This window comes from Cytobacillus sp. Bva_UNVM-123, from assembly GCF_046351715.2.
Lineage (GTDB): Bacteria > Bacillota > Bacilli > Bacillales > Cytobacillaceae > Cytobacillus.
The window spans coordinates 1,913,926-1,938,299 of sequence record NZ_CM177772.1 but is presented as its reverse complement, the minus strand read 5'-3'; the positions used below and the strand labels follow the sequence as shown (position 1 = coordinate 1,938,299).

Sequence of the window (24,374 nt, the reverse complement as noted above, 5' to 3'; positions counted from 1 at the left end):
CTCTTCCTTTTTTCAATATGTATTAAAACACTAAAGCCTTCATGGATAATTGTCAATCATTTGCCTCTAATACCCATAATTCTCCATGAAAGTTCATGGCAATATCAACATATACTATTAAAAAAGAGAGAGATTATCTAACAATTCCTGTTTAAACATCTTTGTTCTACTTTACTTTGGACAAGGATCGTTTAAAATAGATAGTAAGGAGATGATCCACCATGTTAAAGAAGCTAAGAAAGAAGCTTTTAAAACAGTGGAGAGACATGCTTCGAAAAAAATCAATTGCTTAAATTCTTTTGAGCCCTTCTATTTTTCGAAGGGCTCCTTCCTTATATTAGCTACCTGAAATAAGAAAAACATGAAAACCATGTTATTTTTATATATAATAGAAAAAGTTATTCGGATTAAGGAGAGATTTAGATGGTTTTTAAAGTATACTTCCAAGAATCAAATAAGCAAGTTGCCATTCGGGAAAAAACAAAAACAATATTCGTTGAAGGGGAATCTGAAAGAGATATTCGAAAAAAATTAGCAGATCGGAATTATAATATTGAGTTTATAACTCCTTTAGAAGGACCATACTTACAATTTGAAAAACAAAGAGAAGACTTTAATGTATTGGAGATTTGATAAATTATGAAATTTGTAAAAAATGATCAAACCGCCATTTTTGCCTTAGGGGGACTTGGCGAAATCGGCAAAAACACGTATGCTGTTCAATTCCAGGATGAAATCATCCTTATTGACGCAGGAATCAAATTCCCTGAGGATGAACTACTTGGGATTGATTATGTAATTCCAGATTATACTTACTTAGTGAAAAATGAAGACAAAATAAAGGGACTCTTCATTACACACGGTCATGAAGACCATATCGGTGGAATTCCATATTTACTTAGAGAAATAAATATTCCTGTTTATGGTGGTAAACTTGCTCTTGGACTGCTTCGAAATAAACTTGAGGAACATGGTTTATTGAGACAAACGACTATGCATGAAATAAAAGAAGATGATGTGATTAAATTTAGAAAAACATCCGTTACTTTTTTCCGAACTACACATAGTATTCCTGATTCTTATGGAATTGTCGTGAAGACACCGCCTGGACAAATCGTTCATACTGGCGATTTCAAGTTTGATTTCACTCCTGTTGGGGAGCCTGCAAACTTAACAAAGATGGCGGAAATCGGAAAAGAAGGGGTTCTTTGCTTATTATCAGATAGTACCAATAGTGAGATTCCTGATTTTACTATGTCTGAACGTCGTGTGGGAGAAACGATTCACGATATTTTTCGTAAAGTAGATGGCAGGGTCATTTTCGCGACGTTCGCTTCTAATATTCATCGACTTCAACAAGTGACGGAAGCTGCTGTATTAAACGGAAGAAAAATTGCGGTATTTGGTCGAAGCATGGAAGCAGCTATTAATATCGGCTTAGATCTAGGCTATATTCAAGCCCCGAAAGAAACCTTTATTGATGCTCAACAAATCAATCGACTACCTGCTAATGAAGTAACGATTTTATGTACTGGAAGCCAAGGGGAACCGATGGCTGCGCTATCACGAATTGCGAATGGAACACACCGACAAATTCAAATTAATCCTGGAGATACGGTCGTATTTTCTTCATCTCCAATTCCAGGAAATACAATTAGTGTAAGCAGAACAATCGATTTACTCTCGCGTGCAGGTGCTGATGTTATTCATGGGAAGCTAAGTGATATTCATACTTCTGGTCATGGTGGTCAACAAGAGCAGAAGCTTATGCTTCGCCTCATTAAACCGAAGTTTTTCATGCCTATCCACGGTGAATATCGCATGCAAAAAATGCATGTAAAGCTAGCTGTTGATTGTGGTGTAGAAGAAGAAAATTGCTTTATTATGGATAATGGAGAAGTACTTGCTTTAAGTGAAAACAGCGCCCAAATTGCTGGGAAAATCCCTTCAGGATCTGTATATATTGATGGTAGCGGTATTGGTGATATCGGAAATATTGTTCTGAGAGACCGTCGAATTCTTTCCGAAGAAGGTTTAGTTGTCGTAGTTGTCAGCATTAATATGAAGGATTTCAAGATTTCTGCCGGTCCAGATTTAATCTCTCGTGGTTTTGTTTATATGCGGGAATCTGGCGACTTAATAAGTGACGCTCAATCATTAATTACGAAGCATTTAAACAAAGTAATGGAGAGAAAGACAACACAGTGGTCAGAAATTAAAAATGAAATTACTGATACTTTAGCCCCTTTCTTATATGAAAAAACGAAGCGTCGTCCTATGATATTGCCAATCATAATGGAAGTTTAAAAAATAAAAACAAGAGGCTGACTTAAAAGGTCGTTAAGAACGACTTTTTGTCAAAGTTCATACTAATATTTGCACTGAGTTGATTCGAGTGGAAGATGCGAAGACTTCTGCGGAAACATAAAAAAAAGAGGGTGGCCCTAAAAGTTATACTTTGGGACATCCTCGTTTAATTTAATTCATACTTTAGTTTTTGATTACCCCATCACCTTTTTCTCAAATCGATTGATGTCTACATCTGCACCGATAACAATCAAAATATCACTTGCTTGAATTTCTTCATGTGCAAGTGGAGAAACAATAATATCATTTCTTCGTTTAATAGCAACAATGTTTATCCCGTATTTCGCACGAATATCTAGATCAATTAATGTATGTCCAGCTAGTTTCTCATTCGCAACAATTTCAACTATACTATGTTCATCTGACAGCTCAAGATAATCGAGCACATTATTTGAAACCATATTATGGGCGATCCTTTTGCCCATATCACGCTCAGGGTGAACTACTTGATCTGCTCCTATTTTCCTTAATACTTTTTCATGATAATCATTTTGCGCTTTTACGGTGATTTTTTTGACTCCCAATTCTTTCAAAATTAATGTCGTCAAAATACTAGCTTGTATATTGTCACCGATGGCAACAATGACATGGTCAAAATTACGGATTCCAAGACTTTTTACAACCGTTTCATCTGTTGTATCACCAACAACTGCATGGGAGGCAATCATTGAAAATTCATTCACGCGGTCCTCATTATTATCAATTGCTAAAACTTCCATTCCTTCTTCTGCTAATGCTCTACAGATGCTTCCACCGAAGCGCCCAAGCCCAATGACAGCAAATTCTTTTTTCATAAATTATTCCCCCAGCTAAGATGATACAAGTTATTATATTATATTAGCACAATGAAAGGAATAAGGAGAACTACAGTTAATGAAAAAACCTCCTTAAAGGAGGTTTTCATTACACTGCATTCACCATATTAAATTGTGCTTTTACTAATTGATAATATTCGCCTCGTAAATCCATTAACGTTTGGTGGTTTCCTTGTTCGATAATATTTCCATGGTCAAGCACAAAAATATGGTCAGCTTCTCGAATCGTTGAGAGACGATGAGCAATAATAATCGCGGTTCTTCCGTTTAATAACGTCTTTAATGCTTGTTGGATCTTCATCTCTGTTTCTGTATCAATACTGGCAGTTGCTTCATCCAAAATTAATATGCGTGGATTTGCAAGCAATGTTCGTGCAAAGGATAAAAGCTGCCTTTCACCGACCGAAAGAATATTCCCTCTTTCTTCTACTTCTGTTTCATACCCATTTGGGAGATTCTCAATAAATGTGTGCGCTCCTACAGCTTTAGCAGCTTCCATAACCTCCTCATCACTCGCATCAGGTCTTCCGAATCGGATGTTCTCACCGATCGTTCCAGAAAAGATAAATGTATCCTGTAGAACAATACTTATTTGAGTACGCAAGCTTGATAAGGTTAGATCACGTAAATCGTGACCATCCATTTTTACTGCACCACTTGTCGGATCATAGAAACGACTAATTAAATTCGCTATGGTTGTTTTGCCAGAACCAGTATGACCAACTAAAGCAACTGTTTGACCCGCCTTCATTTCTAAATTAATTTTTTGTAAGGCTGAGCGTCGATTATCATATGAAAACTCAACATCCTTGAATTGAATATGACCTTTGATAGTACGTAATTCAATGGCATTTTTTCTTTCATCAACATTCGGTTTTTCATCTAAAAATTCAAAAATTCGCTCAGATGATGCCATGCCAATTAGCAATTGATTATAAACCATACCTAAACGAGAAATTGGCTCCCAAAACATACCTAAATAAAATGCAAAAGAAACAAATTCACCAATTGAAAGTGTTGCCCCTTGAATTAAATAAACGCCGAACCAAATTAATACTGCTGAACCTATTGCATTTGTCAATTCAACAAGCGGCCGAAACATCGCATTTTTTTGTGAAGCTTCTCTCCAGCTCTCAAAATTTTCTGTATTCACACCATCAAAAAAAGACATATTTTCTTTTTCTTGAGTAAAGGATTGAGTAATTCTAATTCCTTGGATACTTTCATTTAAATGTGAGTTTAATTTAGATTGTTTTAAACGAACATTTTGCCAAGATTTACGAATATTTCGTCTTAATGAGGTGGAAATAAAAAACATAATCGGCAATATAACCATAATAGCTAATGCTAATTGAGGGCTTAATGTAAATAGAATAACCATAACTCCTAAAAGTAGAATAATATCCATCAATAAATTAATAACACCATTCGTAAAAAGCTCTTGAAGAGAATTAATATCATTCATAATTCGTACTAAAATTGAACCTGCCGATCGTTGATCGAAAAAACGATGAGATAGTGTCTGGACATGGGTAAATAAATGTTTTCGCAAATCATAAATAATACTTTGCCCAAGAATATTCATCCATTTAATGCGGAAATAATTTGCTACATAAGATATTAAATACAAGCTAATAATAATCGTCACAAGAATAATTAGAAGCTTGCTATCTTTATTGATTAATGCTTTATCAAGTGTATAGACACCAATGATAATGGGGATTATTAATCTTACTGATGTATTGAGCAAAACCATTAAGATTGATAATGGGAGCAAGTTCTTTCTATATGGTTTCATATAGCTAAACAGACGCATCATTTGTTTCCAATTAAATGGTTTTTCTATCGCCTCTTCTGTAGAATATTGGAATCTTGATCGTACTTTATCATTCTTTTCTTTTTTTTGTTCAGTCATTTTCTCACCGCCTAGCCTATACGTGATTTCATCACATTTTCTAAATCTTGATACTGAATATCATAAATCCGTTGATAGGGTCCCTTTTGTTTCAATAATGATTGGTGAACACCTCTTTCAACAATACGGCCATTTTCTAGAACTAGTATTTCATCAGCATGTTTGAGAGAGGATATGCGATGTGCGATAATAAATGTTGTTCTACCCTTCATCACTTCTTGTAATGCCAATTGAATTTGGAATTCTGTCTCCATATCGACCGCACTTGTAGCATCATCTAGTATTAATATACTTGGATTAATACAAATAGCTCGCGCAATCGCAATTCTCTGCTTCTGCCCTCCTGAAAGACCCATTCCTCTTTCCCCGAGCATCGTGTCATATCCATCTGGAAGCTCCATAATAAAGTCATGAGCTTGAGCCTTTTTCGCAGCGTTAACAATTTCCTCCATCGTTGCATCTGGTCTTCCATATGAAATATTAGCCTTGATGGATGAAGAAAATAAAAATGACTCCTGCAAAACAAAACCAATATTACGTCTCAGTGAAAGTAAGGAGTAATCTGTCACATCGACTCCATCAATAAAAACTTGACCTTCACTAGGTTCGTAAAATCTTGTCATTAGTTGAGTTAAGCTTGTTTTCCCTGAACCTGTAGAGCCGATTAAACCAATTACCTTTCCAGGATGAGCATAAAAAGAAATATTGAATAACGCATCTTTATCCTCTTTCGAATAACGTAATGTAACATCACAAAACTCGACTTCTCCCCTAAATCTCTCTACCACAATAGCTGTTGATTTTGTTTCAATCTCATTATCAGCCTCAAGAATCTCCAACAATCTTTCCCCTGAAGCCTTAGCCTGAGAAAACAAGTTAATAACGAATCCAAGATTCATTATTGGCCAAATAATATATCCGACTAAACTATAAAAAGCAACAAGCTCACCTAAATGTAAACTTCCTGTTATGACGAGATAGCCTCCATATGCTAGTAAAAACACAACACTTAAGTTCCCCAAGAACTCCATTAAAGGGAAATATTTCGCCCAAATATTCGAAGTAAAAATAAATTTATCTTTATAATCATGATTTGAATCGTTAAATTTATTAATTTCAAATGTTTCCCTAGATAATGATTTCACCGTATTTATCCCACTAATGTTTTCTTGGACTTTCGTATTTAATCTTCCGAAGGATTTTCGAATATTTCGAAATGCAGGATGAACAGCCTTATCAAATTTAAACGTCACAACGGCTAGAAAAGGTAAAGTAATTAATGTGACAAGTGTAAGAGGGATTGAGTAATAAAGCATAACTGAAAAACTAATCCCGATTAAAATAATGAAACGAATAAGCTCTGAAAAGCCAAAGGAAAGAAAAAAACGAAACCCTTCGACATCAGCTGTTAAACGTGACATTAAATCCCCTGTTTTCGCATTATCGTAATAGCGAAAAGATAAAAATTGCAGTTTTTCATAAAGAGCATTCCTTAACTTATAAACTGAGGTTATCCCAAACAAATCACCTGTATATTGATGAATATATGTCGCTATTCCTTTAATAATCATAATTCCAATGAAACCAAGGGATAAATAAGGAATCCATTCATATTTCTCTTTCGTCACAACTTCATCAATAGTAATTTGCAAAATGATCGGATACACAACAGTAATCGCTGTCACAATTAATAAGAAGCCAATTGACAAAATAAAATAATGTTTATATGGCCAATAATATTTTTTCAATTTCTTAAACGTCTCCAAACAACTTCCTCCTTTCATTTGAAAAACTCAAGCTGTACGCATCAAAATAAAAAAGATTCAAGGGGGCTCTTACCAAAAAAGGAACGTAATACTAAATATAACGGGTTTCGAAATATTTTTCCACTATTTTATTTGAAATTTCTAGATTTTCAAAAAAAATAAAAAAGACAAAATAAAAAAAGGGTCAAGCTCTACAGCTTGATCCACTCATTTTATTCTGCTTTTTCCATTTCATCTAATACTCGATTTACCCGTTTTTCTAACATTTTCATGCCGCTTCCACCAGCTTGGAAGTGACGAAGATTTCCATCCTTATCAAACACATAATAGGCAGGAACATACTGATTTTCAAAAGCTTCATTAAGCTTGAGCTCACTATCAACAAAAATTGGTTGAGTAATTTCGTGCTCTGCTGCAACCTTTTTAATATCTTCAATATTTAAATCATTTTCTGAACGAGGCATGTGAACAGCAATTACATTAAGTTTATCATGATAATCGTCCCTAAACTTGTTCACATTCGGCATTGCCTCTTTACATAAATGGCAGCTCACAGACCAAAAATGAATTAATGTTGGCTTTTCGCCAATTAATTGCTCCTTCGTAACTTCCCCATTTAACCATTCTGTTGCACCTAACAACTCTGGCATTGGTTCACGTAATTTCATCCTTTTCCCCCCTAAATCACATCATTCAAGAAAAGACCTAACGTACGTTAGGCCTTTTAAATTATGTCATCTATTAAACGTGTAGCGTTTCTTGTCCTGGTTTCCAGTTTGCTGGGCAAAGTCCTCCAGTTTGTAGAGCTTGAAGAACACGTAAAGTTTCATCAACATCACGGCCAATATTATTGTGGTTTACAACAGAATACATTAATTCACCCTCAGGACTGATAATGTATAATCCACGGAGTGCAATACCTTCTTCTTCAATAAGAACACCATAATCACGAGATACAATATGATTTGTATCAGCAGCTAGCGGATATTTTAAATCGCCAAGACCATTATTCTTACGGTCTGTATTAATCCATGCTAAGTGTGTATGAATTGTATCTGTTGATACACCGATAACCTCTGCGTCAAGATCTTCAAACTCATCATAACGGTCAGAAAGTGCAGTAATTTCTGTCGGACATACGAAAGTGAAATCCATCGGATAGAAAAATAATACTGTCCATTTGTCGTTTTTCATATTTTCTTCAAGACTTACTTTTCCAAACTCCTTATTTGGTAAAACTGCATCCATTTCAAATCTTGGTGCCTGTTTTCCTACCATGCGTTCAGCCATATGTAATCCCTCCATTAATATTATAAATGAGAATTTATTGTATCGATTCTCATTTAGTAACTTCCTAACAATAATGATTATAGACGTTTGAAGTTTTAAAGTCAATATTAAATTGTAATTAATTTAAATAAAAATCAATTATCATTAATTAAAAAGAAGACACTCTTATTTGGTTTACCCTTTTTCAATTCAGATTAATCACATTCATTGCATGTTCAATGAATGTTTTCAATTTTAAGTCTATCAAATAATCTTTTTAGAAGAAAATAATATGCATTTCTTACTCATTCCTCCATAGCTCATGTCTTTCTTCATTAATATGCTCCTTTATTATTTCAACGAAAGCCTGAACTTGTTTAAGCTTAAAAGATGATTCATATCCTAACAGCCATGTGTCTCGTTTTAGAGGGAGGTTATTTTCATCTAATAAAGGAATTTTAAAGATATTCTGTTCTGCCCCATTCAATGTAATCGCAGGCAAAATAGCATATCCGATTCCATTTAAGGTCATTTGTTTACAAGTTTCAATTTGATCAACTACGATCGTTCTTTTTGGAGCTGTTTTAAAATGTTTAAGCCACCAATCTTGGATTTCTTGATAATAATTTGAATCACTTTTAAATTGGATAAACGGACGATCTGTTTCCAATACTTGTTCAGGCCGTGTTATTTCCGTATCAACAAGATATAAGCAATCTTCAAATAAGTGAATTTTAAAACCCTTCCAGTCAGGTGTTCCGCGAATTATTCCAATATGAACTTGATCATCATAAATAGATTTCAAAATTTCACTGCTCCAGCCAGTGATTAAAGAAATTTTCGCTTGGGGATAGCGTGTCACGAATTTCTTTAATACTTGTGGGAGCCAATTTTGACCGACGATGGAAGCAACGGCAATTTTTAGCGTACCATACACTTCCGCATTAAGCGCATGAATAGATTCTCTTACCTTTTCTTCCTTCGTAATGACTTCGTTAATAAAATTTATAATTATTTCTCCAGCAGGTGTTAGAGTCAACCCTTTTTGAGAGCGAACAAATAATTTTTCTCCCCATTCCTTTTCAATTGTTTGCAATCGCTGTGATAATGCTGGCTGTGAAACAAATAATCTTTCAGCTGCTTTTCTCATATTCATTTCTTGCGCCAAGACTGAAAGAAAATGAAACTCAGAAAGTGATGACATATGATCCCCCATTTACAAGTCTTTCTTGCTTCATCTTAAGTAGGATTTTTCTCCTTCTTAGGTAAAAGCAATATGAACAAAAAGCTAATAATAGCGAAGATAAGAACAGCATAATAAACAGAATGCAACGAGAAGGTAAGTCCGTCCTGTAGAACTTCCTTTACTCCACTAGCCAACTTATTCCTTTCTTCTGCATTCAAAAGAATATTGGCAGAATCAATTGATAACTTTTCATTAACATTTTTCGCATTCTTTTCAAAATAGGACATGATATTACTATTTAAAATACCTCCAAGTAGAGCAGCACCAATCGTATTCCCTAAATTTCTCATAAACATATTGGAGGCTGTTGCAATTCCTCTTTGCTGCCAGCTCACCGTACTCTGAATCGAAACTATAAAGGATGTTGATGTTAACCCCATCCCTACACCAACAAAAAATGATCCGGCAGCTGCCCAAAGAGGACCTGCTTCAGGTGAAAGAGTAACAAATAAAATACTACCTATAACAAGTGAAATGCCGCCGAAAACAGCTGTGGTTCTGAAGCCAATCTTTAACAGGAGTTGGCCTGCAGACCAAGATGCAATTGGCCAACCAATTGACATGGCTGTTAGCGTAAATCCTGCTACTATTGGTGAACGTTCCATCACACCTTGAACAAAAGCTGGTAGAAAGCTTGTGATTCCAATTAACATGACACCTGTTGTTAAAGAGGCAAGATTTGCAATAAGGATTGACCGTTCCTTCCAAATATTAAAAGGCATCATTGGCTCTGAAGCTTTTTTTTCTTGAAAAATAAATAAAATGAATGCAATTAAACTTATAACCAAGATGGTAATTGCTTGTTTTGAAACCCAAGACCATCTAGTACCACCTTCTATTAAAAAGAACATAATGGTTGAAATGGATATTGTTAAAAGAATAGCTCCTTGATAATCAATGCTCGGCTTCGTCTTTTCAATATTTTCATGAAGAAATTTTCCTACTCCGATTATTGCTAAAATGCCTAAAGGAATATTCACCCAAAAAACATATTGCCAGCTAGCATATTCGACAAGCATGCCACCTATGGCAGGACCCATTATGGCTGAGATTCCCCAAACACTTGATAAATAACCTTGGATTTTGGCTCTTTCTTCCTTCGTATAAATATCACCAACGATCGTCGTCGCAATTGGCATGACTGCCCCTGCCCCAAATCCTTGGATTAATCTAAAAATAATTAACATAACCATCGAGTTTGCAAAGCCACAAAGAATTGAACCAATTAGAAATATCGAAATTCCTAAAATTAATATTGGCTTTCTTCCAAATAAATCAGACAGCTTTCCATAAATGAGGACTGTCACAGCATTCATTAATAAATATCCAGAAAAAACCCAGCTATAAAGTGAAAACCCCCCTAAGTCACCAACAATAGAAGGCATTGCCGTTGAAATAATCGTTGCTTCAATCGCTCCGATGAACATAGCCAGCATGACCGAAGCAAGTACGAGCGGTCTATTCGTCTGCCCTTTTCTTTTATTTGTTACATCCTTTTCTAGAACTTGTTCCAACTATTTTCCTCCTTTTAAGAAAAGCGCTAGCGCTTGTGCTAGACAGCTGATTCACAACATAGAATAACATTTATTTATTCATCAAAAAAAAGCAAGCTCCCTTTATTGGGAGCCATTCGCTGCTATTTATTATTTATGTTGCGCATAACATTATTTAATTTCTTTAATATTGTTCTTCTTGTAAAGATACCTTCGAAATAACCATCTTCATTTTCTACACAGAGAAATGGATTATCAATTAATAAAGCAATTGAATTATTAATGGAAGTATTAATATTTAATCTTGGAATCTTTCGATTCATTACTTCCTCCACACGTTTTTCCTCTAGTTTTTCAAATTCAATTCTTTCTAGGCCAAGAATAGAGTCCATTATAATCGGGGTACTTATTAATCCATGAAGCTTATAATGTGGATCAAGAACAGGAATCGCAGTATAGCCACTTTTTGTTAATACAAGTAATGCATGTTCTAAACTGTTTCCAATCTGAACATGTGCAACACGTTCTGAAGGAATTAAAAAATTACGGATATCATTTTCTACATTTTCCCCACTGTGAAGACTTATCATCGCCGAAAACTCCTCAAAGTAATTATTATCTATTATAGTGTATCACAATTATTCGTTTCTTGCTCCTAATAAGTTCTAGAGCCTTTACTCGTATGAATGTTTTTAAGCTCATACTGACATATTGGACATTTATAAATAACGTTTTGATTTGACTGCGCAGTTAAAACATGTTCAATATCATCCTCATTATGACAGTTTGGACACTTCACTAATGGCATCATACATTTCACCTCTTTTTGCTTATTATTGGCAAACGGAAACAGCAAAATGTATGTAGTTTAAAAACATTCATAATGTCTCTACGCTATACACAGAAAAAGGAACCTAAAATTCGGCTCCTCTTTTGTATATGATCTTATTGAATCAAGTCAAAAATCTCAATTGTAATCATATCAATATTGTCAAATTGATATCGTTTTGGCTTTTCCTTATCATGATAAACTTCCAACTCGAACATTTCAGTTTTTGGCTGATAAGTTACTTGGCATTTCCTCTCTCCATTTACTTCAAAAAAACGTTGTGTCGGTTCACCACCGTTTGATTGTTCTTGTAAGTGCTTTAAACGTGTTAATATTCCTTGTAGCTGTGACATGTTTCTTCTCCTTTCACAAAAACCAAACATCTTACATTTAGGTTTCTCTTTTGGTATGTTTCTATCCTTCTAGTTTAATTTCGGAATATTCAGCATTTTAGCCCTTCATACCAATAATAAAAGAATAAAGGAATTTTATATGTAAACACAAGTAAAAAGTGATGAAAATGCAATTTTTTCTTATGATTTCTCCAATTTTTTCGATTGATTATACAGAGATCTTTTTTTATGATTAAGTGAATGATTATGATCCAACTACAATCTCCTCAATGGATAATATTGAACATTCATGTATAAAGAAAGGAAAATTCATTAATGGAAAAAATAATAGTATACTCGCAACCAGATTGTCCTCCTTGTGAAATCGTAAAAATGTTTTTAACTAATTACGGTTTTTCTTTTGAAGTAAAGGATATCAAAACGAACCAAAAAGCAAAAATGGAATTAATTCAAAAATACGAATCATATTCAACACCGACAATTGTCATTGGAGAAACTGTGATTACAGGATTCAATTTAGAAAAATTAAAAGAAGCATTAAATATTGCGGAATAATTAAGAAGAATTTGAATGAAAAAGGGAGAGCATGAATGATATCATCCTAAGCTCTCCCCTTTTATTCATTGATTAACTGTTATTTACTTTTTCAAACAATATAGACAAACCATAAAGATAGAAATCCGTTAAGGGCTGCATGGAAAAGCCCATTTGACAAGCAGATTTGAGAATTAATTCATGTGAAGGCTCAGCCTCATTTATTATTGGCATTGCTACAGCCGAATTCCCCTCATCCTGCTTTAACATTTCCTCAGGAGAAATATTGTTTAAAAACTCAGCCACTTTCCAATGTCCATTCTCTTTTTCGAGTAACACACCTTCATAATGAGAATCATATGAAACAGGGCCTTCATCATTTTTCAAAAAATATTCAAATACATATAGTTTATCATTGATTGTTATGACTTCTGTTTTTTCATAACTAAAAAAAGGAATATAGTAAATTGGAAAATCCGTCCCAAGGGTAAAATATTTCCCGTTCTCTTCAAAAAGATTTTCCTTTAAAAATTTTCCCTTGGCATTTTCAGTAAAATAAGGTGATAATATTTCATGAATTTCTGGTAAACTTCTTTCCTGTTCACTTATGGCGACTTGAGCCTGAAAAGCAGTTTGGGTAAAATGAAACACATCTTCATTATTTTCAAAATGTGTCTTCCCACTTGAGATTGTTGGAAAAAACAAAAAAATAGCAGCAACGATTAACAAAGGCTTTTGGATAAATTTACCCATTCTCAACTCCCTCTCTCATTACATCGGCTAATAGTTTTCATTTTAACAACAAATTCACGAGTTTTAAGCAAAAAAAGTTCGTAAAATATCTGCACATATTGACAGTTTAACTTGTTTCTTGCCTTCATTTCCCCTTATACGACAAAATTACAATAATCCTTCATGCTCATAAAGATAATTATAGGAAATATCAACGAATAAAAAATCATTATCACTTAATGGATATGAAAAGGTTCGAATCGTTTCCCCTGTTTCTATGTCACTATATAAATCAGACAAAATTCCCTTCCTAGCGATCCTCATTTTCATAATATTTTCCAAGAAATAAGGACGCCAGCTCCAATTTTTACTTATATATTCTTGTTGAAGCTTCCATGCTTGTTCTTCTTTAAAAATATTTGCAGATTTTTGAAACCCATTTTCATCACAAATATACAATCGAAAAGCAAATTCATCCAAATTCGCGGCAAGTATATGTAATAATTCTTCATATTCTAATGATTTCCTGTTTTTTATTTGAGGAATTTTCAATAGCTTGTCATTAAATTCATCTGTTACTCGATAGATTGCTTCTAGTTTTTTCTTCTCGTATGAAATAAATCCATACCACTCATCCCTTAACTTTACCTTTAAAACATCTCTGTCAATAAACTCTTCAGACGGCTTATGTAAATAGAAGCCTTGAAAATATCTCCCGCCATTTCTCCAAGCAAATTGGAGTTGGTATATCATTTCAATATTTTCAAACAATAAAGTAATGCCAATTTTCCGAGCTAATAATGAAAGGGAATATAAAATATCATGCAAAACTTGAGCAGTCGCAACTGAACGCAGCTCATTCAAATCCACCTTTAATATATTCGGGGCAAGTTGGCCGATTCTGTCTAAATGGCTTCTCTCATTGCCCATATTATCAATGGCAATCTTAATCCCATACGTCCGAAGATAATTTAAAAGATGGTCGAGATGCTCCATGTCACCTTTATAAACTCGTTCTGTTGACTCAAGAACAATCCGATTAAGATTGATTCCTTTTTCTTCATACGCTAAAAGTAAAGCTAAAAGTGATTCTGCATTATCATACATCAGTAAATCTGCATCTTTGTTAATAAATAGTAGAACATCATCTTCTAAGCTTAATGCTTTATCGAGCGCCTTTTTTAATACTGTATTGTCAATTTCTAATCGATATTCTTCTGGTATGCTTGTATCCAAGAAAAGAGGACCTAAGCTCATTACCTCATTTTCACTTCTATATCTACCGAAAATTTCATAGCCTACAATACGATGCTCATCAGCACTGAATATCGGTTGAAAAACAGGAAAAGCATTATCTAAATCCGTTAAGATTTCCAGTGCGTCCATAATTCCATTTCCTCCATATAAGATTGATGTATAATTATAGCATATTTTCTAAAAGCCCAAAAATAAAAATGCCGACATGCATAATCGGCATTTTTATTTATATTCTTATTTATCAAGCAAGGAAGCACCAGCGATTCCAGGCTTTGTCATTTCGTATGGATCTAATATAATATCTAATTCTTCTTCACTAAGTACATCATAAAGTAAACAAAGTTCTCTAATTGATTTTCCATTTATAATAGACTCACGTGCAATTTCTGAGGCCACATTATATCCAATATGCGGATTTACTGCTGTCAAAAGCCCTACACTTTTCTCAACATATTCTTTAAGATGATCTTCATTAGCCGTAATTCCAGAAACACAGAAACTTGTGAAAACTCGGAAGCCATTCGTCATAATCGAAATAGATTGTAATAAGTTAAATAATAAGACAGGTTCCATTACGTTTAATTCAAACTGACCTGCTTCAGAAGCTAGAGAAATGGTATGATCGTTTCCTATTACTTGGAAAGCAATTTGGTTAATCACTTCAGGCATAACTGGATTCACTTTTCCTGGCATAATGGACGAACCTGGTTGACGAGAAGGCAAATTAATTTCATATAAACCCGCCCTTGGACCGGAAGCCATTAAACGAAGATCATTAGCTATTTTCGACATGTTCACCATACATATTTTCAAGGCTGAAGAAATTTGTGTATATGTATCTGTATTTTGTGTTGCGTCAACAAGGTTTTCAGCTGGAACGATATTCATACCAGCAATTTCAGCTAAATATTGAACAACTTTTTCAATATAATGTGGATCTGCATTTAAGCCTGTACCAACTGCTGTTGCTCCCATATTAACTTCTAATAAATTTTCTCTCGAATTTTCGATACGCTTTATATCACGTTCAATTACATTTGTATATGCTTTAAATTCTTGGCCTAAGCGAATTGGAACAGCATCTTGTAAGTGAGTTCTCCCCATCTTTATAACAGAATCAAATTCTTTCGCTTTTTGATCAAAAGCATCTCTCATCTCTTTCATTGTATTTAATAATGGAGTAAGTGCTCGATAAGCAGCGATATGTATAGCTGTTGGGAAAGCATCATTCGTTGATTGCGCCATATTAACGTCGATATTCGGGTTTAAATGGAAATATTCCCCTTTTTCTTTTCCCATAATTTCCAAACCACGATTGGCAATAACTTCATTTGCATTCATATTAATAGATGTACCAGCACCGCCTTGGATCGGATCAACAATGAAATGATCATGCCATTGCCCTGCAATAATTTCATCAGCCGCTTGACTGATTGCTTCTGCCTTTCCTTTATATAGTCTTCCTATATCAGCATTTGCGAGAGCAGCGGCTTTTTTCACGATTGCAAGAGCAATGATCATATCTTGATTCAATTTATACCCCGTAATTGGAAAGTTCTCAACTGCTCTTAACGTCTGGATCCCATAATATGCTTCAATTGGTACATGTTTTTCTCCTAAAAAATCTTTTTCCACTCTGTACGTATTCACTTTACACATCTCCTCATCATTCCTAATGTTAATCTGAAGAAGTCTAATAACTTGTTCACTTTCATCACGGCTATAGTATACTACTATTCAGGCATTTTTTCTCTTTATTTTTCACAATAAATAGTTTTCAGAAATATATTAAAAGTTTTAATATATCGAAAAATAGAAAAACCTGCAGTACATGCACTGCAGGTTCTAAAATTAAAATGGAAATTGATTCAGCCATTGGCCTCCATCCATTGTAATACATTCTCCATTAATATATGCTGCATTTTCAGAAAGAAGGAAATAGGCCAAGCTCGCAATTTCCTCTGGGGTGCCAATTCTTCCAAGTGGAACACTATTTAATGTCCTTTTTGCTGCCTCCTCAGATTCCCAAAGTCTTTCTGCACCTCCAGTTCTCTCAATCGGTCCAGGAGCAATTGCATTAACTCTAATTCCATACTTCTTTCCCCATTCAACTGCAAGTGTTCTTGTCATCGACAATACACCTGCCTTTGCTGCCGCCGAATGAATGACCCCTGCTCCAGCACCCCATGCATAGGTTGCAACCATATTGACAATACTGCCTTTTATCCCATTTTCAATCCAATATTTTCCAATTTCACTTGAACAATAGAAGGTCCCGTTTAAGACAATATTGATGACAGAATTCCAGCCATTTGGACTTAATTCCTCTGCAGGACAAATGAAATTACCAGCAGCATTATTTATTAAATAATCTATTTTTCCAAAAGCTTCGATCGTTTCCTCCTTCATCCGCTTTACATGCGCGACATCTCTCACATCCATCTGAACCGTCAACACTTGTCCAAAAAATGTTTCGATTTCTTTTTTTGCTGCTTCCAGCCTTTCAATAGATCTCCCTGTAATGACTACAGAAGCACTGGCTTCGGCAAAATGCTTTGCCATATATTTACCCATTCCATTTGAACCACCTGTTATAATCACGACTTTTCCTTTCAACTTACATCCCCCTTTTTTCTAATAAAAATGAATAGTTATTCATTTCTATTTTAACATAAATTATTGAATTTTCGAATAACTTATTGAAGAAAAATGTAATCTACAAATATTTATAAATCTGTTTTTCAAACTTCTTTTTAACGTAATAGTTTGATAGTATTAAAGAATAGATTGTATAGATAGGTTGGTTATAGATGGCAAAGAAGAAAGTAACCCGTAGATCGTTCTTAAAGAGAGCGTTCAGCTCCTTTCTTGCGATGATTGGAGTTGGTGGCGGAGGATATTATTACGCACATGAAATTGAGCCAAAGTTATTAGAAATCACCAATTATAAAATAGTAAATAAAGCCATTCCTCAGAGCTTTAACAACTTCAAAATTGTTCAATTCAGTGACACACATCTAGGTTTTCAATATAATAGTGAACAGCTTCGAAAACTCGTTCAAAAAATTAATTTGCAAAAGCCCGATATTATTTTTTTTACAGGCGACTTAATGGATACACCGAATAAATATAAAGGTATAAACGAGGTCATCTCGATATTAAAGGAACTTAATGCCCCATTTGGAAAATTTGCGATTTATGGAAACCATGATCACGGTGGCTATGGCTCTAATATTTATAAAACCGCCATTGAGGAATCTGGGTTTACTTTACTTTTAAATAGTAATCTTGAAATAAAACAATCAAATGGTAGCAGTATTTATATTATTGGTATTGATGATGCCATGCTTGGGAAGCCAAATATTGAGAAGGCGATGCATGGTGTACCAGCCGAAGCTTATAAAATTCTCTTATCACATGCCCCTGATTTAGCAGACGAAGCAGCTCCTTACCGTATTCAGTTACAGCTTAGTGGACATAGCCATGGTGGACAAATCAAAATCCCGTTTTTCGGTGCTCTCGTTAAAGTTCCGTTTGCCGAAAAATATCATGAAGGATTTTATGAAATCGGCTCTCCCCCTCTGCTTCTATATGTAAATAGAGGAATGGGTACGACAAGATTGCCCTTTCGATTTTTATCAAAGCCTGAACTCACTGTGTTTACTTTAAGCTCAGACTAAAAACTGAGTCCAAAAGAAAAAGATTCTTTTGGACTCAGTTTTTTTTATTGACTTTCCTCATTTTCCAATATATCGTATTGATATATCATTTCGATATATTGAAAGGAGATAAAAATGTCTGTTGAACACACAATTTTGGCGATTTTAAGCTTTTGGCCTAGCACAGGGTACAATATTAAAGGGGAATTTGAACATAAGGCAGCAGGGCTATATTGGGGCATGAGCTATGGCAGCATTTATCCAAAATTAAAAAAACTTGAGGAAGAAGGCTATATATATCCAGTCGAACAAGAAGAAGAAGGACGTAAAAAGAAACTTTATGAACTTACACCAAAAGGATGGGAGGAATTTGAAAATTGGCTCAAATCTCCACCTGCTTATCCGGTCATTAAAGATGAATTGTTTATTAAATTAGCTACTTGGCACGAAGATATGGATAGCTCAATCCTAATTAGTCACTTAAAAAAAAGAAAAGCAGAAACAGAGGATCTATTAAATTTTGTTAAAGAATGGCCTACCAATGGATATTCGTTTATTACTAATCTAGGTATGCTTGGTATTCGATATGAGGAAATTCGCTTGGAAGGTGAATTAAAATGGATTGAAGAATCAATAAATGCTATCGAAAATCACGATCTTCCGAAAGAACAGGATCCAAACGGGAATATAGCAAAACTATTAACAAGAAGAAGAAATGCAATGAATTCTACTGATGAGGAGAAATAATTATATGGAAGCAGGGATATTTAAGCCATTAAAAATTCGCCCTTATCGTTCTTTATTTGGAGCGCAAGTATTTTCTGATTTAGGTAATTGGCTCGACTTCGTTGCCTTACAAGTCATTGTTGCTTACCATTGGGGACTTGATGAAACAGCCATTGCTTCCGTCATTATTGCTATTGGGCTTCCATGGGTTATCATAGGACCTTTTGCGAGTGTTTTTATTGACCGGTTGCCAAAAAAACCAGTAATGGTCATTTGCTTAATTTTGCGAATCGTCTTTGTTGGAGGTTTATTTTTTGCTCCTAATCTCTATTACCTTTTATTATTTGTATTTTTAAAAGGAACGGTTGCTGCACTGTATGATCCAGCAAGACAAAGTACGATTCGCCTAACAATACCAGAGCCGCTTCTCCCGGAAGCAGTAACGTTAAGCCAGCTTTCTGTGAACACAATGAAAATAATTGGCCCCGCTCTTGGTGGCGGCATCATTGCCATATTTGGCGTAAAAAGTCCATTTTTATTTGAAGCAGCAGGATTCCTAATTGCCATCATTTTCTTATTAATGATGCCAACATTGGAAGAGCAAGAATCGATCGACAAAAATTCTGAACAAACAGTTCATCCTGAAAGAAGCAGCTATTGGCGTGATTTAACACAAGGGATTAGGCATATCATCCAAACCCCATTATTAAAAATTTCGATTATTTTATCTTCAATTGCCTTTTTTATCATTTTTCTTTATGATGGTTTATTTGTTTTTATTGCCCAGCACTTAGGATTTTCAAAAGCTAATTTTGGTTTACTTGTCAGCAGTGTCGGCCTTGGAAGTGTCATTGGTTCGCTAGTATTAGGCCAATGGACGAAATGGAAAAAAAGGCCAATCCATTTAATGTCCTCGGCATCTATTTTTAGTGGAGGATTAATCATTGCTGTTGGACTTGGAAGTATGGGCTTAATTAACATGCCAACATTCTTTTGGATTATTGGGGCATTTTTATTAGGATTTCTAGGTTCTGGAGAGGCGGTGCCGTACGGATATGTATTGCAATCAGAAACACCTAAAGAGATGATGGGGAGAGTGTCATCCACTGCCATGTCTTTACAAACCTTATCGATGTTAATTGCACCAGCTGCTGGAGCACTGTTTGCCAAAGCTGTTGGGGTTCCAACTGTCATGATGGCTGCAGGCACATCTACAAGCTTACTTGGTATTTTCGTACTAATTTTTATGCTGAAAAAATTTAATACAACAATTGAAAAGAAACAAACCCACAATCCAAAAAAAGCAATTGGCTAAAATAAGTTGACTTCATTTTATAATGACTTTTCATTTTCAGATAAAAAGGGGTATAATAGTTATATATCCCTATTTATCTGAAAGGAGACATATCATTGAATTCGGAAAGAAGAAACAATCCTCACCTGCATCCAACGGTTGAAAACCTCTCACAAGCAATCTTTACCGTTAACCGCCATGCAAAAACGGCGCCAAACCCAAAATTTCTTTACAAACTTAAACAAGAAGCCTTACAAAAACTAATAAATGAAGGAAAAGCAAAAAAAATCGGCCTTCATTTTTCAAGTAATCCTAAATTTAGCCAGCAACAATCAGATGTATTAGTTGAATGTGGAAGCTATTCATTTCATTTACCTCCTTCAAAGGCTGACTTTGAACATTTGCCCCATTTAGGAAAACTAAATGAAAATGTCCGTAATCCCAAAACAAACCTTTCACTTAATCAGGCAAAAAAAATATTAATAACTTACACAGGCTTACAGGAAAACAGCCATTATCCAATCCATAAAAAACGGGAATACGAAAAACCGATCTTTAAAAAACTAGGTGAAAGCTATTTTTAACTATACTTAACAAAAAAACTAGGAGCCCTTCAGAGAGCCCCTAGTTTTTTCTTCATTCATTCTATAAAACATACTTATCGATTAATAACACAAGTTCGGCAATTTCCGGTTTGCTCACCTGCGCATCAGCACCGACCATTTGTCCTTTATGACGAAGATCATCCGTAATTAGTGATGAAAAGATAATGACTGGTAGCATTGAAAGTGCCGAATTATTTTTGATTCGCTTTGTCAGATGATGACCATCCATTTGCGGCATTTCAATATCAGTAATAATTAATTGAATCTCATCTGCAATATTCTTTCCTTCTTGCACAAGACTCTCTAAATAATTTAAAGCGTCACTACCATTCTCAAAAAACTCAACATTGATAAAACCAGCTTCTTTTAACGTATCTTGCAATAATTTACGTAATAATGGTGAATCTTCAGCAACGACTAATCGTTTATTCGAACGGTCACGCTTTCCAAGCTTTTGGACTTGTTGAATATTAATTCCAGTCTCCGGGTTAATTTCAACAACAATTTTTTCAAAATCTAATAATAATATCATTTCACCATTCAATTTAATAACACCAATAATTTGACTCTCAGGACCTTGATACATTTCAGACGGTTTTTCGATTTGATCCCATGAAATCCGATGAATTTGTGTTACGCTATGTACATGAAAGACGATTTTTTGTTTATTAAATTCAGCAACGATAAATTTATCTTGCTGAGGATTTTCCGATGGTGGAAATCCTAAGGCAGTTCCAACATTGACAACTGGCAACACTTCGCCACGCAATTCAATAATCCCTTCGACATTTGGATGCGCATGAGGAACTTGAATAATTTGAACAGGGTTAATAATTTCTTTCACTTTTATTACGTTTATTCCAAACTTATTTCTTCCAATACTGAATTCAACAATTTCTAGTTCATTTGTGCCGCTTTCTAATAAAATTCCTTTTTTTTGGTCCACTACAATTTCGCCCTTCCTATACGTGAAATGGTCAATTATACCTAATACTATAACATGAATAATTCTTTATTTTGCATTCATTTTTATAAATTTCAATAAAAAAATTTTCAATTATATGTGTCTCAAAAAATAGTAAAACGAAAAGGGGCTGTCCGAAAACAAAGAGCCTGGCACCTCCAACACTTTATATAGATAAAAAGCAGTTAAAGCTACTCTATATATTGTGTTGTGAGGAGAGAGCCAGGCACTTATCGGACAGCCCCTTTTAAATTTCTATATTTAAGAATTTTTAATAACTACAGTACTTGCAATAAAATCATGAAGAGATTGCTTTTTTTCTGTAAAGGCCGCAATAATATATCCGATCAATAATATTCCAGATAAAAATGACATGGCCAAATATCTACCTAATGCACGCCAAAATGTAATCCGATTGCCATGTAAATCTGCAACTTTCAATCCTAACATCTTTTTGCCTAGTGTTGCCTGCCATTTCGAGGAATGCATACCTGCAAAATAAGAAATCCATACAACTAGATTAATAATCATGATAACACCTAACGCACCAAAATAAGACCCTAATATAGAAAGTGCCTCTGCTTCAGTCACCCCATAGTCAACATAATCTGGATCTGAAATAATCGCCATTAAATTATCATTTGCCCCAAAAAAGACGACAAAGATAATAAAAGCTAGGATGGCTAACGGGATCCCAATTATAATAGAATCAATAAAGTAGGCCACAAACCGAATCCAGAATCCACCATATTCCATCCTTTCTTCATAATATTGCTCTTTTTGTAAATTTACTTCCACTTCATAACCTCCAATATATATTTTGGATAAAATAAGACCAACTAATTAATAATATTAATTGTTTCTCCTATCATACGCAATATTTTCAAAAATTTAGCACTACTAAATATATGTAAATACCTTGTATTTATTAATAAATATGGCTAACAATGAAAGTGATATTTTTGTGAACATTATCACAAAGTCATAGACAATTGTAAATATCAAGGATAAAATGTAAGCATAAACGGAGAACATGATAAGGTGTTTCCATCAAAAATTTAAAGAGGTGCGATGAACCGATGAAAGGGACAGCTATCCTTTTTCAGGAAAATCAAAAAGTGACAGTAATTGAAAATGTCGAGCGATCAGTATTTGAAGAAATGAAGGCACAGTGTGGTTGTGAGCAGTGTAACTGCAAAATAGAGAATAAAATCATTGACTTTGGTTCTGTTTCTCCAGTTTTCTGGCATGAAAATGAAGTGGATTGGGATTACGGATATTAAATAATAAACGACTTGTAAAAAGACGCTTCTCGCTGAGAGAAACGTCTTTTTTTTATTTGAAGCATTCGTAGATAACAATTACGGTAAAAATTAATACAAATTAGTCTTTGTATTTGCCGTTGTTTTTTGGCGCCTTCTCTTTTTTGGCTTTATCCTTATGAATCTTATTCGTATCAGAACTGCCGAATTCATGAGCAAATTCCGTATTTATCATAGCTGAATCAAAGCCTTTTTTATTTTTTTGCTGTGGATCATTTTTTTTCGTTCTTTTCGCCATTTAAATACCCCCTTATAATCACTGATATTTTTAGTTCTAGGGGGCATAATTATTCATAATTAACTCCAAAATTTATAAAGTGCCTGTGTTCCGCTATTTTCTTCTCCATTTTCCGCAAGCTTCGCATACATTGTTTTGGCCAATGCTAAGCCGGGAGTCTCCATTCCCATCGTTTCAGCTTCTTGTAAGGCGATATTCATATCCTTTATAAAGTGCTTAATATAAAATCCCGGGTCAAAATTCTCATTTATCATTCTTGGTGCTAAATTTGATAATGACCAGCTTCCAGCTGCCCCTGAAGAAATACTCTTCAATACGGTTTCTGGGTCAAGTCCAGCTTTTTCTGCATAAACGACTGCCTCACATACTCCGATCATATTTGACGCAATGGCAATTTGATTACACATTTTTGTATGCTGACCAGAGCCTGCTGTTCCTTGATAAACGATATTCGTTCCTAATAACTTGAAAATAGGCTCAATCACATGAAAAGCAGCTTCGTCACCACCGACCATTATCGATAGCCTCGCCTCTTTCGCTCCAATATCCCCTCCAGATACTGGAGCATCAAGTGCATACATGCCTCTTTTTCTTGCTTCTCCTTCTATTTCTATAGCAAGTGACGGTGTTGATGTCGTCATATCAATTAAATATGTATTCTTTTTGCCATTTGGAATGAGACCATTTTCACCTAAATATACTTCTTTCACATCATCTGGGTAACCAACCATTGTAATAATAATATTGGCTTTCTCTGCGATTTCCTTCGGTGAATGAGTCCACTCCGCCCCATTCGCAAGTAATTCTTCTGCTTTCGATTTCGTCCGTGAGTAAATAATTAAATGATAACCTGCTCCCATAATATGGCTTGCCATACTTTTTCCCATCACACCAGTACCAATAAAACCAATAACTGTATTTTCGGGTGTAAGCATTTTATCTCTCCTTTCATTAAATGATTTCTTTGTTCTATATCCAAATCCATTCAAG

At 34.6% G+C, this 24,374-nt stretch carries 26 protein-coding genes; 8 read left to right on the top strand and 18 right to left on the bottom strand.

Annotated features, from left to right (window positions below):
• Window positions 1-423: 423 nt before the first annotated feature.
• Together rpoY and rnjA are read left to right on the top strand one after the other, a co-directional pair.
• On the top strand, window positions 424-633 hold the full coding sequence (gene rpoY / locus KDN24_RS09505) for a DNA-directed RNA polymerase subunit epsilon (protein ID WP_409974624.1): 210 nt from the start codon (window positions 424-426) through the stop codon (window positions 631-633).
• A 6-nt stretch (window positions 634-639) separates the two neighbouring features.
• On the top strand, window positions 640-2,307 hold the full coding sequence (gene rnjA, locus KDN24_RS09500; RefSeq protein ID WP_409974623.1) for a ribonuclease J1: 1,668 nt from the start codon (window positions 640-642) through the stop codon (window positions 2,305-2,307).
• Window positions 2,308-2,501: 194 nt separating this feature from the next.
• On the opposite strand, the gene KDN24_RS09495 is transcribed toward rnjA, so the two are convergent.
• From KDN24_RS09495 to KDN24_RS09450, 10 genes are all read right to left on the bottom strand, one after another.
• A complete protein-coding gene (locus KDN24_RS09495) occupies window positions 2,502-3,161 on the bottom strand; it encodes a potassium channel family protein (protein WP_409974622.1) in 660 nt (219 codons plus the stop codon).
• 109 nt (window positions 3,162-3,270) lie between these two features.
• Window positions 3,271-5,097: an ABC transporter ATP-binding protein gene (locus KDN24_RS09490; protein ID WP_409974621.1), complete on the bottom strand. Its 1,827-nt coding sequence runs from the start codon at window positions 5,095-5,097 to the stop codon at window positions 3,271-3,273.
• An 11-nt stretch (window positions 5,098-5,108) separates the two neighbouring features.
• A complete protein-coding gene (locus KDN24_RS09485; protein ID WP_491348394.1) occupies window positions 5,109-6,863 on the bottom strand; it encodes an ABC transporter ATP-binding protein in 1,755 nt (584 codons plus the stop codon).
• 212 nt (window positions 6,864-7,075) lie between these two features.
• A complete protein-coding gene (ykuV, locus tag KDN24_RS09480) occupies window positions 7,076-7,531 on the bottom strand; it encodes a thiol-disulfide oxidoreductase YkuV (RefSeq protein ID WP_491348393.1) in 456 nt (151 codons plus the stop codon).
• 73 nt (window positions 7,532-7,604) lie between these two features.
• Window positions 7,605-8,153 carry a peroxiredoxin gene (locus KDN24_RS09475; protein ID WP_409974618.1) on the bottom strand — a complete coding sequence of 183 codons (549 nt, stop codon included), beginning with the start codon at window positions 8,151-8,153 and terminating at the stop codon, window positions 7,605-7,607.
• 280 nt (window positions 8,154-8,433) lie between these two features.
• Window positions 8,434-9,336, bottom strand: a complete 903-nt coding sequence (ccpC, locus tag KDN24_RS09470) for a transcriptional regulator CcpC (RefSeq protein WP_409974617.1) — start codon at window positions 9,334-9,336, stop codon at window positions 8,434-8,436.
• Window positions 9,337-9,371: 35 nt separating this feature from the next.
• A complete protein-coding gene (locus KDN24_RS09465; RefSeq protein ID WP_409974893.1) occupies window positions 9,372-10,814 on the bottom strand; it encodes an MDR family MFS transporter in 1,443 nt (480 codons plus the stop codon).
• Between the two features lie 200 nt (window positions 10,815-11,014).
• Window positions 11,015-11,461 carry a cyclic-di-AMP-binding protein CbpB gene (cbpB, locus tag KDN24_RS09460; protein ID WP_409974616.1) on the bottom strand — a complete coding sequence of 149 codons (447 nt, stop codon included), beginning with the start codon at window positions 11,459-11,461 and terminating at the stop codon, window positions 11,015-11,017.
• 65 nt (window positions 11,462-11,526) lie between these two features.
• A complete protein-coding gene (locus KDN24_RS09455) occupies window positions 11,527-11,679 on the bottom strand; it encodes a hypothetical protein (RefSeq protein WP_409974903.1) in 153 nt (50 codons plus the stop codon).
• A 137-nt stretch (window positions 11,680-11,816) separates the two neighbouring features.
• Window positions 11,817-12,053, bottom strand: coding sequence for a YkuJ family protein (locus KDN24_RS09450; protein ID WP_409974615.1), 237 nt, complete (start codon window positions 12,051-12,053; stop codon window positions 11,817-11,819).
• Between the two features lie 315 nt (window positions 12,054-12,368).
• Here KDN24_RS09450 and KDN24_RS09445 point away from each other — a divergent pair, with 315 nt between their 5' ends.
• Window positions 12,369-12,608 (top strand): glutaredoxin family protein, encoded by a 240-nt coding sequence (locus tag KDN24_RS09445; RefSeq protein WP_409974614.1) that lies wholly within the window; start codon window positions 12,369-12,371, stop codon window positions 12,606-12,608.
• Between the two features lie 72 nt (window positions 12,609-12,680).
• Here the strand turns inward: KDN24_RS09445 and KDN24_RS09440 are convergent, their stop codons facing one another.
• From KDN24_RS09440 to fadH, 4 genes are all read right to left on the bottom strand, one after another.
• Window positions 12,681-13,340: a DUF3993 domain-containing protein gene (locus tag KDN24_RS09440; protein WP_409974613.1), complete on the bottom strand. Its 660-nt coding sequence runs from the start codon at window positions 13,338-13,340 to the stop codon at window positions 12,681-12,683.
• Window positions 13,341-13,487: 147 nt separating this feature from the next.
• Window positions 13,488-14,705 (bottom strand): EAL domain-containing protein, encoded by a 1,218-nt coding sequence (locus KDN24_RS09435; RefSeq protein WP_409974612.1) that lies wholly within the window; start codon window positions 14,703-14,705, stop codon window positions 13,488-13,490.
• A 105-nt stretch (window positions 14,706-14,810) separates the two neighbouring features.
• Window positions 14,811-16,235, bottom strand: coding sequence for an aspartate ammonia-lyase (gene aspA / locus KDN24_RS09430; RefSeq protein WP_409974611.1), 1,425 nt, complete (start codon window positions 16,233-16,235; stop codon window positions 14,811-14,813).
• Window positions 16,236-16,427: 192 nt separating this feature from the next.
• Window positions 16,428-17,192 carry a 2,4-dienoyl-CoA reductase gene (fadH, locus tag KDN24_RS09425; protein ID WP_409974610.1) on the bottom strand — a complete coding sequence of 255 codons (765 nt, stop codon included), beginning with the start codon at window positions 17,190-17,192 and terminating at the stop codon, window positions 16,428-16,430.
• Window positions 17,193-17,386: 194 nt separating this feature from the next.
• Between fadH and KDN24_RS09420 the strand changes: the two genes are divergently transcribed.
• The 4 genes from KDN24_RS09420 (at window position 17,387) to KDN24_RS09405 (ending at window position 20,839) form a co-directional block, all read left to right on the top strand.
• The gene (locus KDN24_RS09420) at window positions 17,387-18,256 is read left to right on the top strand and encodes a metallophosphoesterase (RefSeq protein ID WP_491348392.1); all 870 of its coding nucleotides are present in this window, start codon (window positions 17,387-17,389) and stop codon (window positions 18,254-18,256) included.
• A gap of 114 nt (window positions 18,257-18,370) precedes the next feature.
• Window positions 18,371-18,982, top strand: coding sequence for a PadR family transcriptional regulator (locus tag KDN24_RS09415; RefSeq protein WP_409974608.1), 612 nt, complete (start codon window positions 18,371-18,373; stop codon window positions 18,980-18,982).
• A gap of 4 nt (window positions 18,983-18,986) precedes the next feature.
• Window positions 18,987-20,276, top strand: coding sequence for an MFS transporter (locus KDN24_RS09410; protein WP_409974607.1), 1,290 nt, complete (start codon window positions 18,987-18,989; stop codon window positions 20,274-20,276).
• Window positions 20,277-20,371: 95 nt separating this feature from the next.
• Window positions 20,372-20,839, top strand: coding sequence for a YkyB family protein (locus KDN24_RS09405; protein WP_409974606.1), 468 nt, complete (start codon window positions 20,372-20,374; stop codon window positions 20,837-20,839).
• 61 nt (window positions 20,840-20,900) lie between these two features.
• Here KDN24_RS09405 and KDN24_RS09400 read toward each other — a convergent pair whose 3' ends face one another.
• Window positions 20,901-21,806 (bottom strand): chemotaxis protein, encoded by a 906-nt coding sequence (locus KDN24_RS09400; protein WP_409974605.1) that lies wholly within the window; start codon window positions 21,804-21,806, stop codon window positions 20,901-20,903.
• A gap of 279 nt (window positions 21,807-22,085) precedes the next feature.
• Window positions 22,086-22,622: an RDD family protein gene (locus KDN24_RS09395; RefSeq protein ID WP_409974604.1), complete on the bottom strand. Its 537-nt coding sequence runs from the start codon at window positions 22,620-22,622 to the stop codon at window positions 22,086-22,088.
• A 281-nt stretch (window positions 22,623-22,903) separates the two neighbouring features.
• Between KDN24_RS09395 and KDN24_RS09390 the strand changes: the two genes are divergently transcribed.
• Complete coding sequence (locus KDN24_RS09390; protein ID WP_409974603.1) at window positions 22,904-23,107, top strand: protein YkzT; 204 nt, start codon at window positions 22,904-22,906, stop codon at window positions 23,105-23,107.
• 100 nt (window positions 23,108-23,207) lie between these two features.
• On the opposite strand, the gene KDN24_RS09385 is transcribed toward KDN24_RS09390, so the two are convergent.
• Window positions 23,208-23,384, bottom strand: a complete 177-nt coding sequence (locus tag KDN24_RS09385) for a hypothetical protein (RefSeq protein WP_409974602.1) — start codon at window positions 23,382-23,384, stop codon at window positions 23,208-23,210.
• Between the two features lie 59 nt (window positions 23,385-23,443).
• Window positions 23,444-24,319, bottom strand: coding sequence for an NAD(P)-dependent oxidoreductase (locus KDN24_RS09380; protein WP_491348391.1), 876 nt, complete (start codon window positions 24,317-24,319; stop codon window positions 23,444-23,446).
• Between the last annotated feature and the right edge of the window lie 55 nt (window positions 24,320-24,374).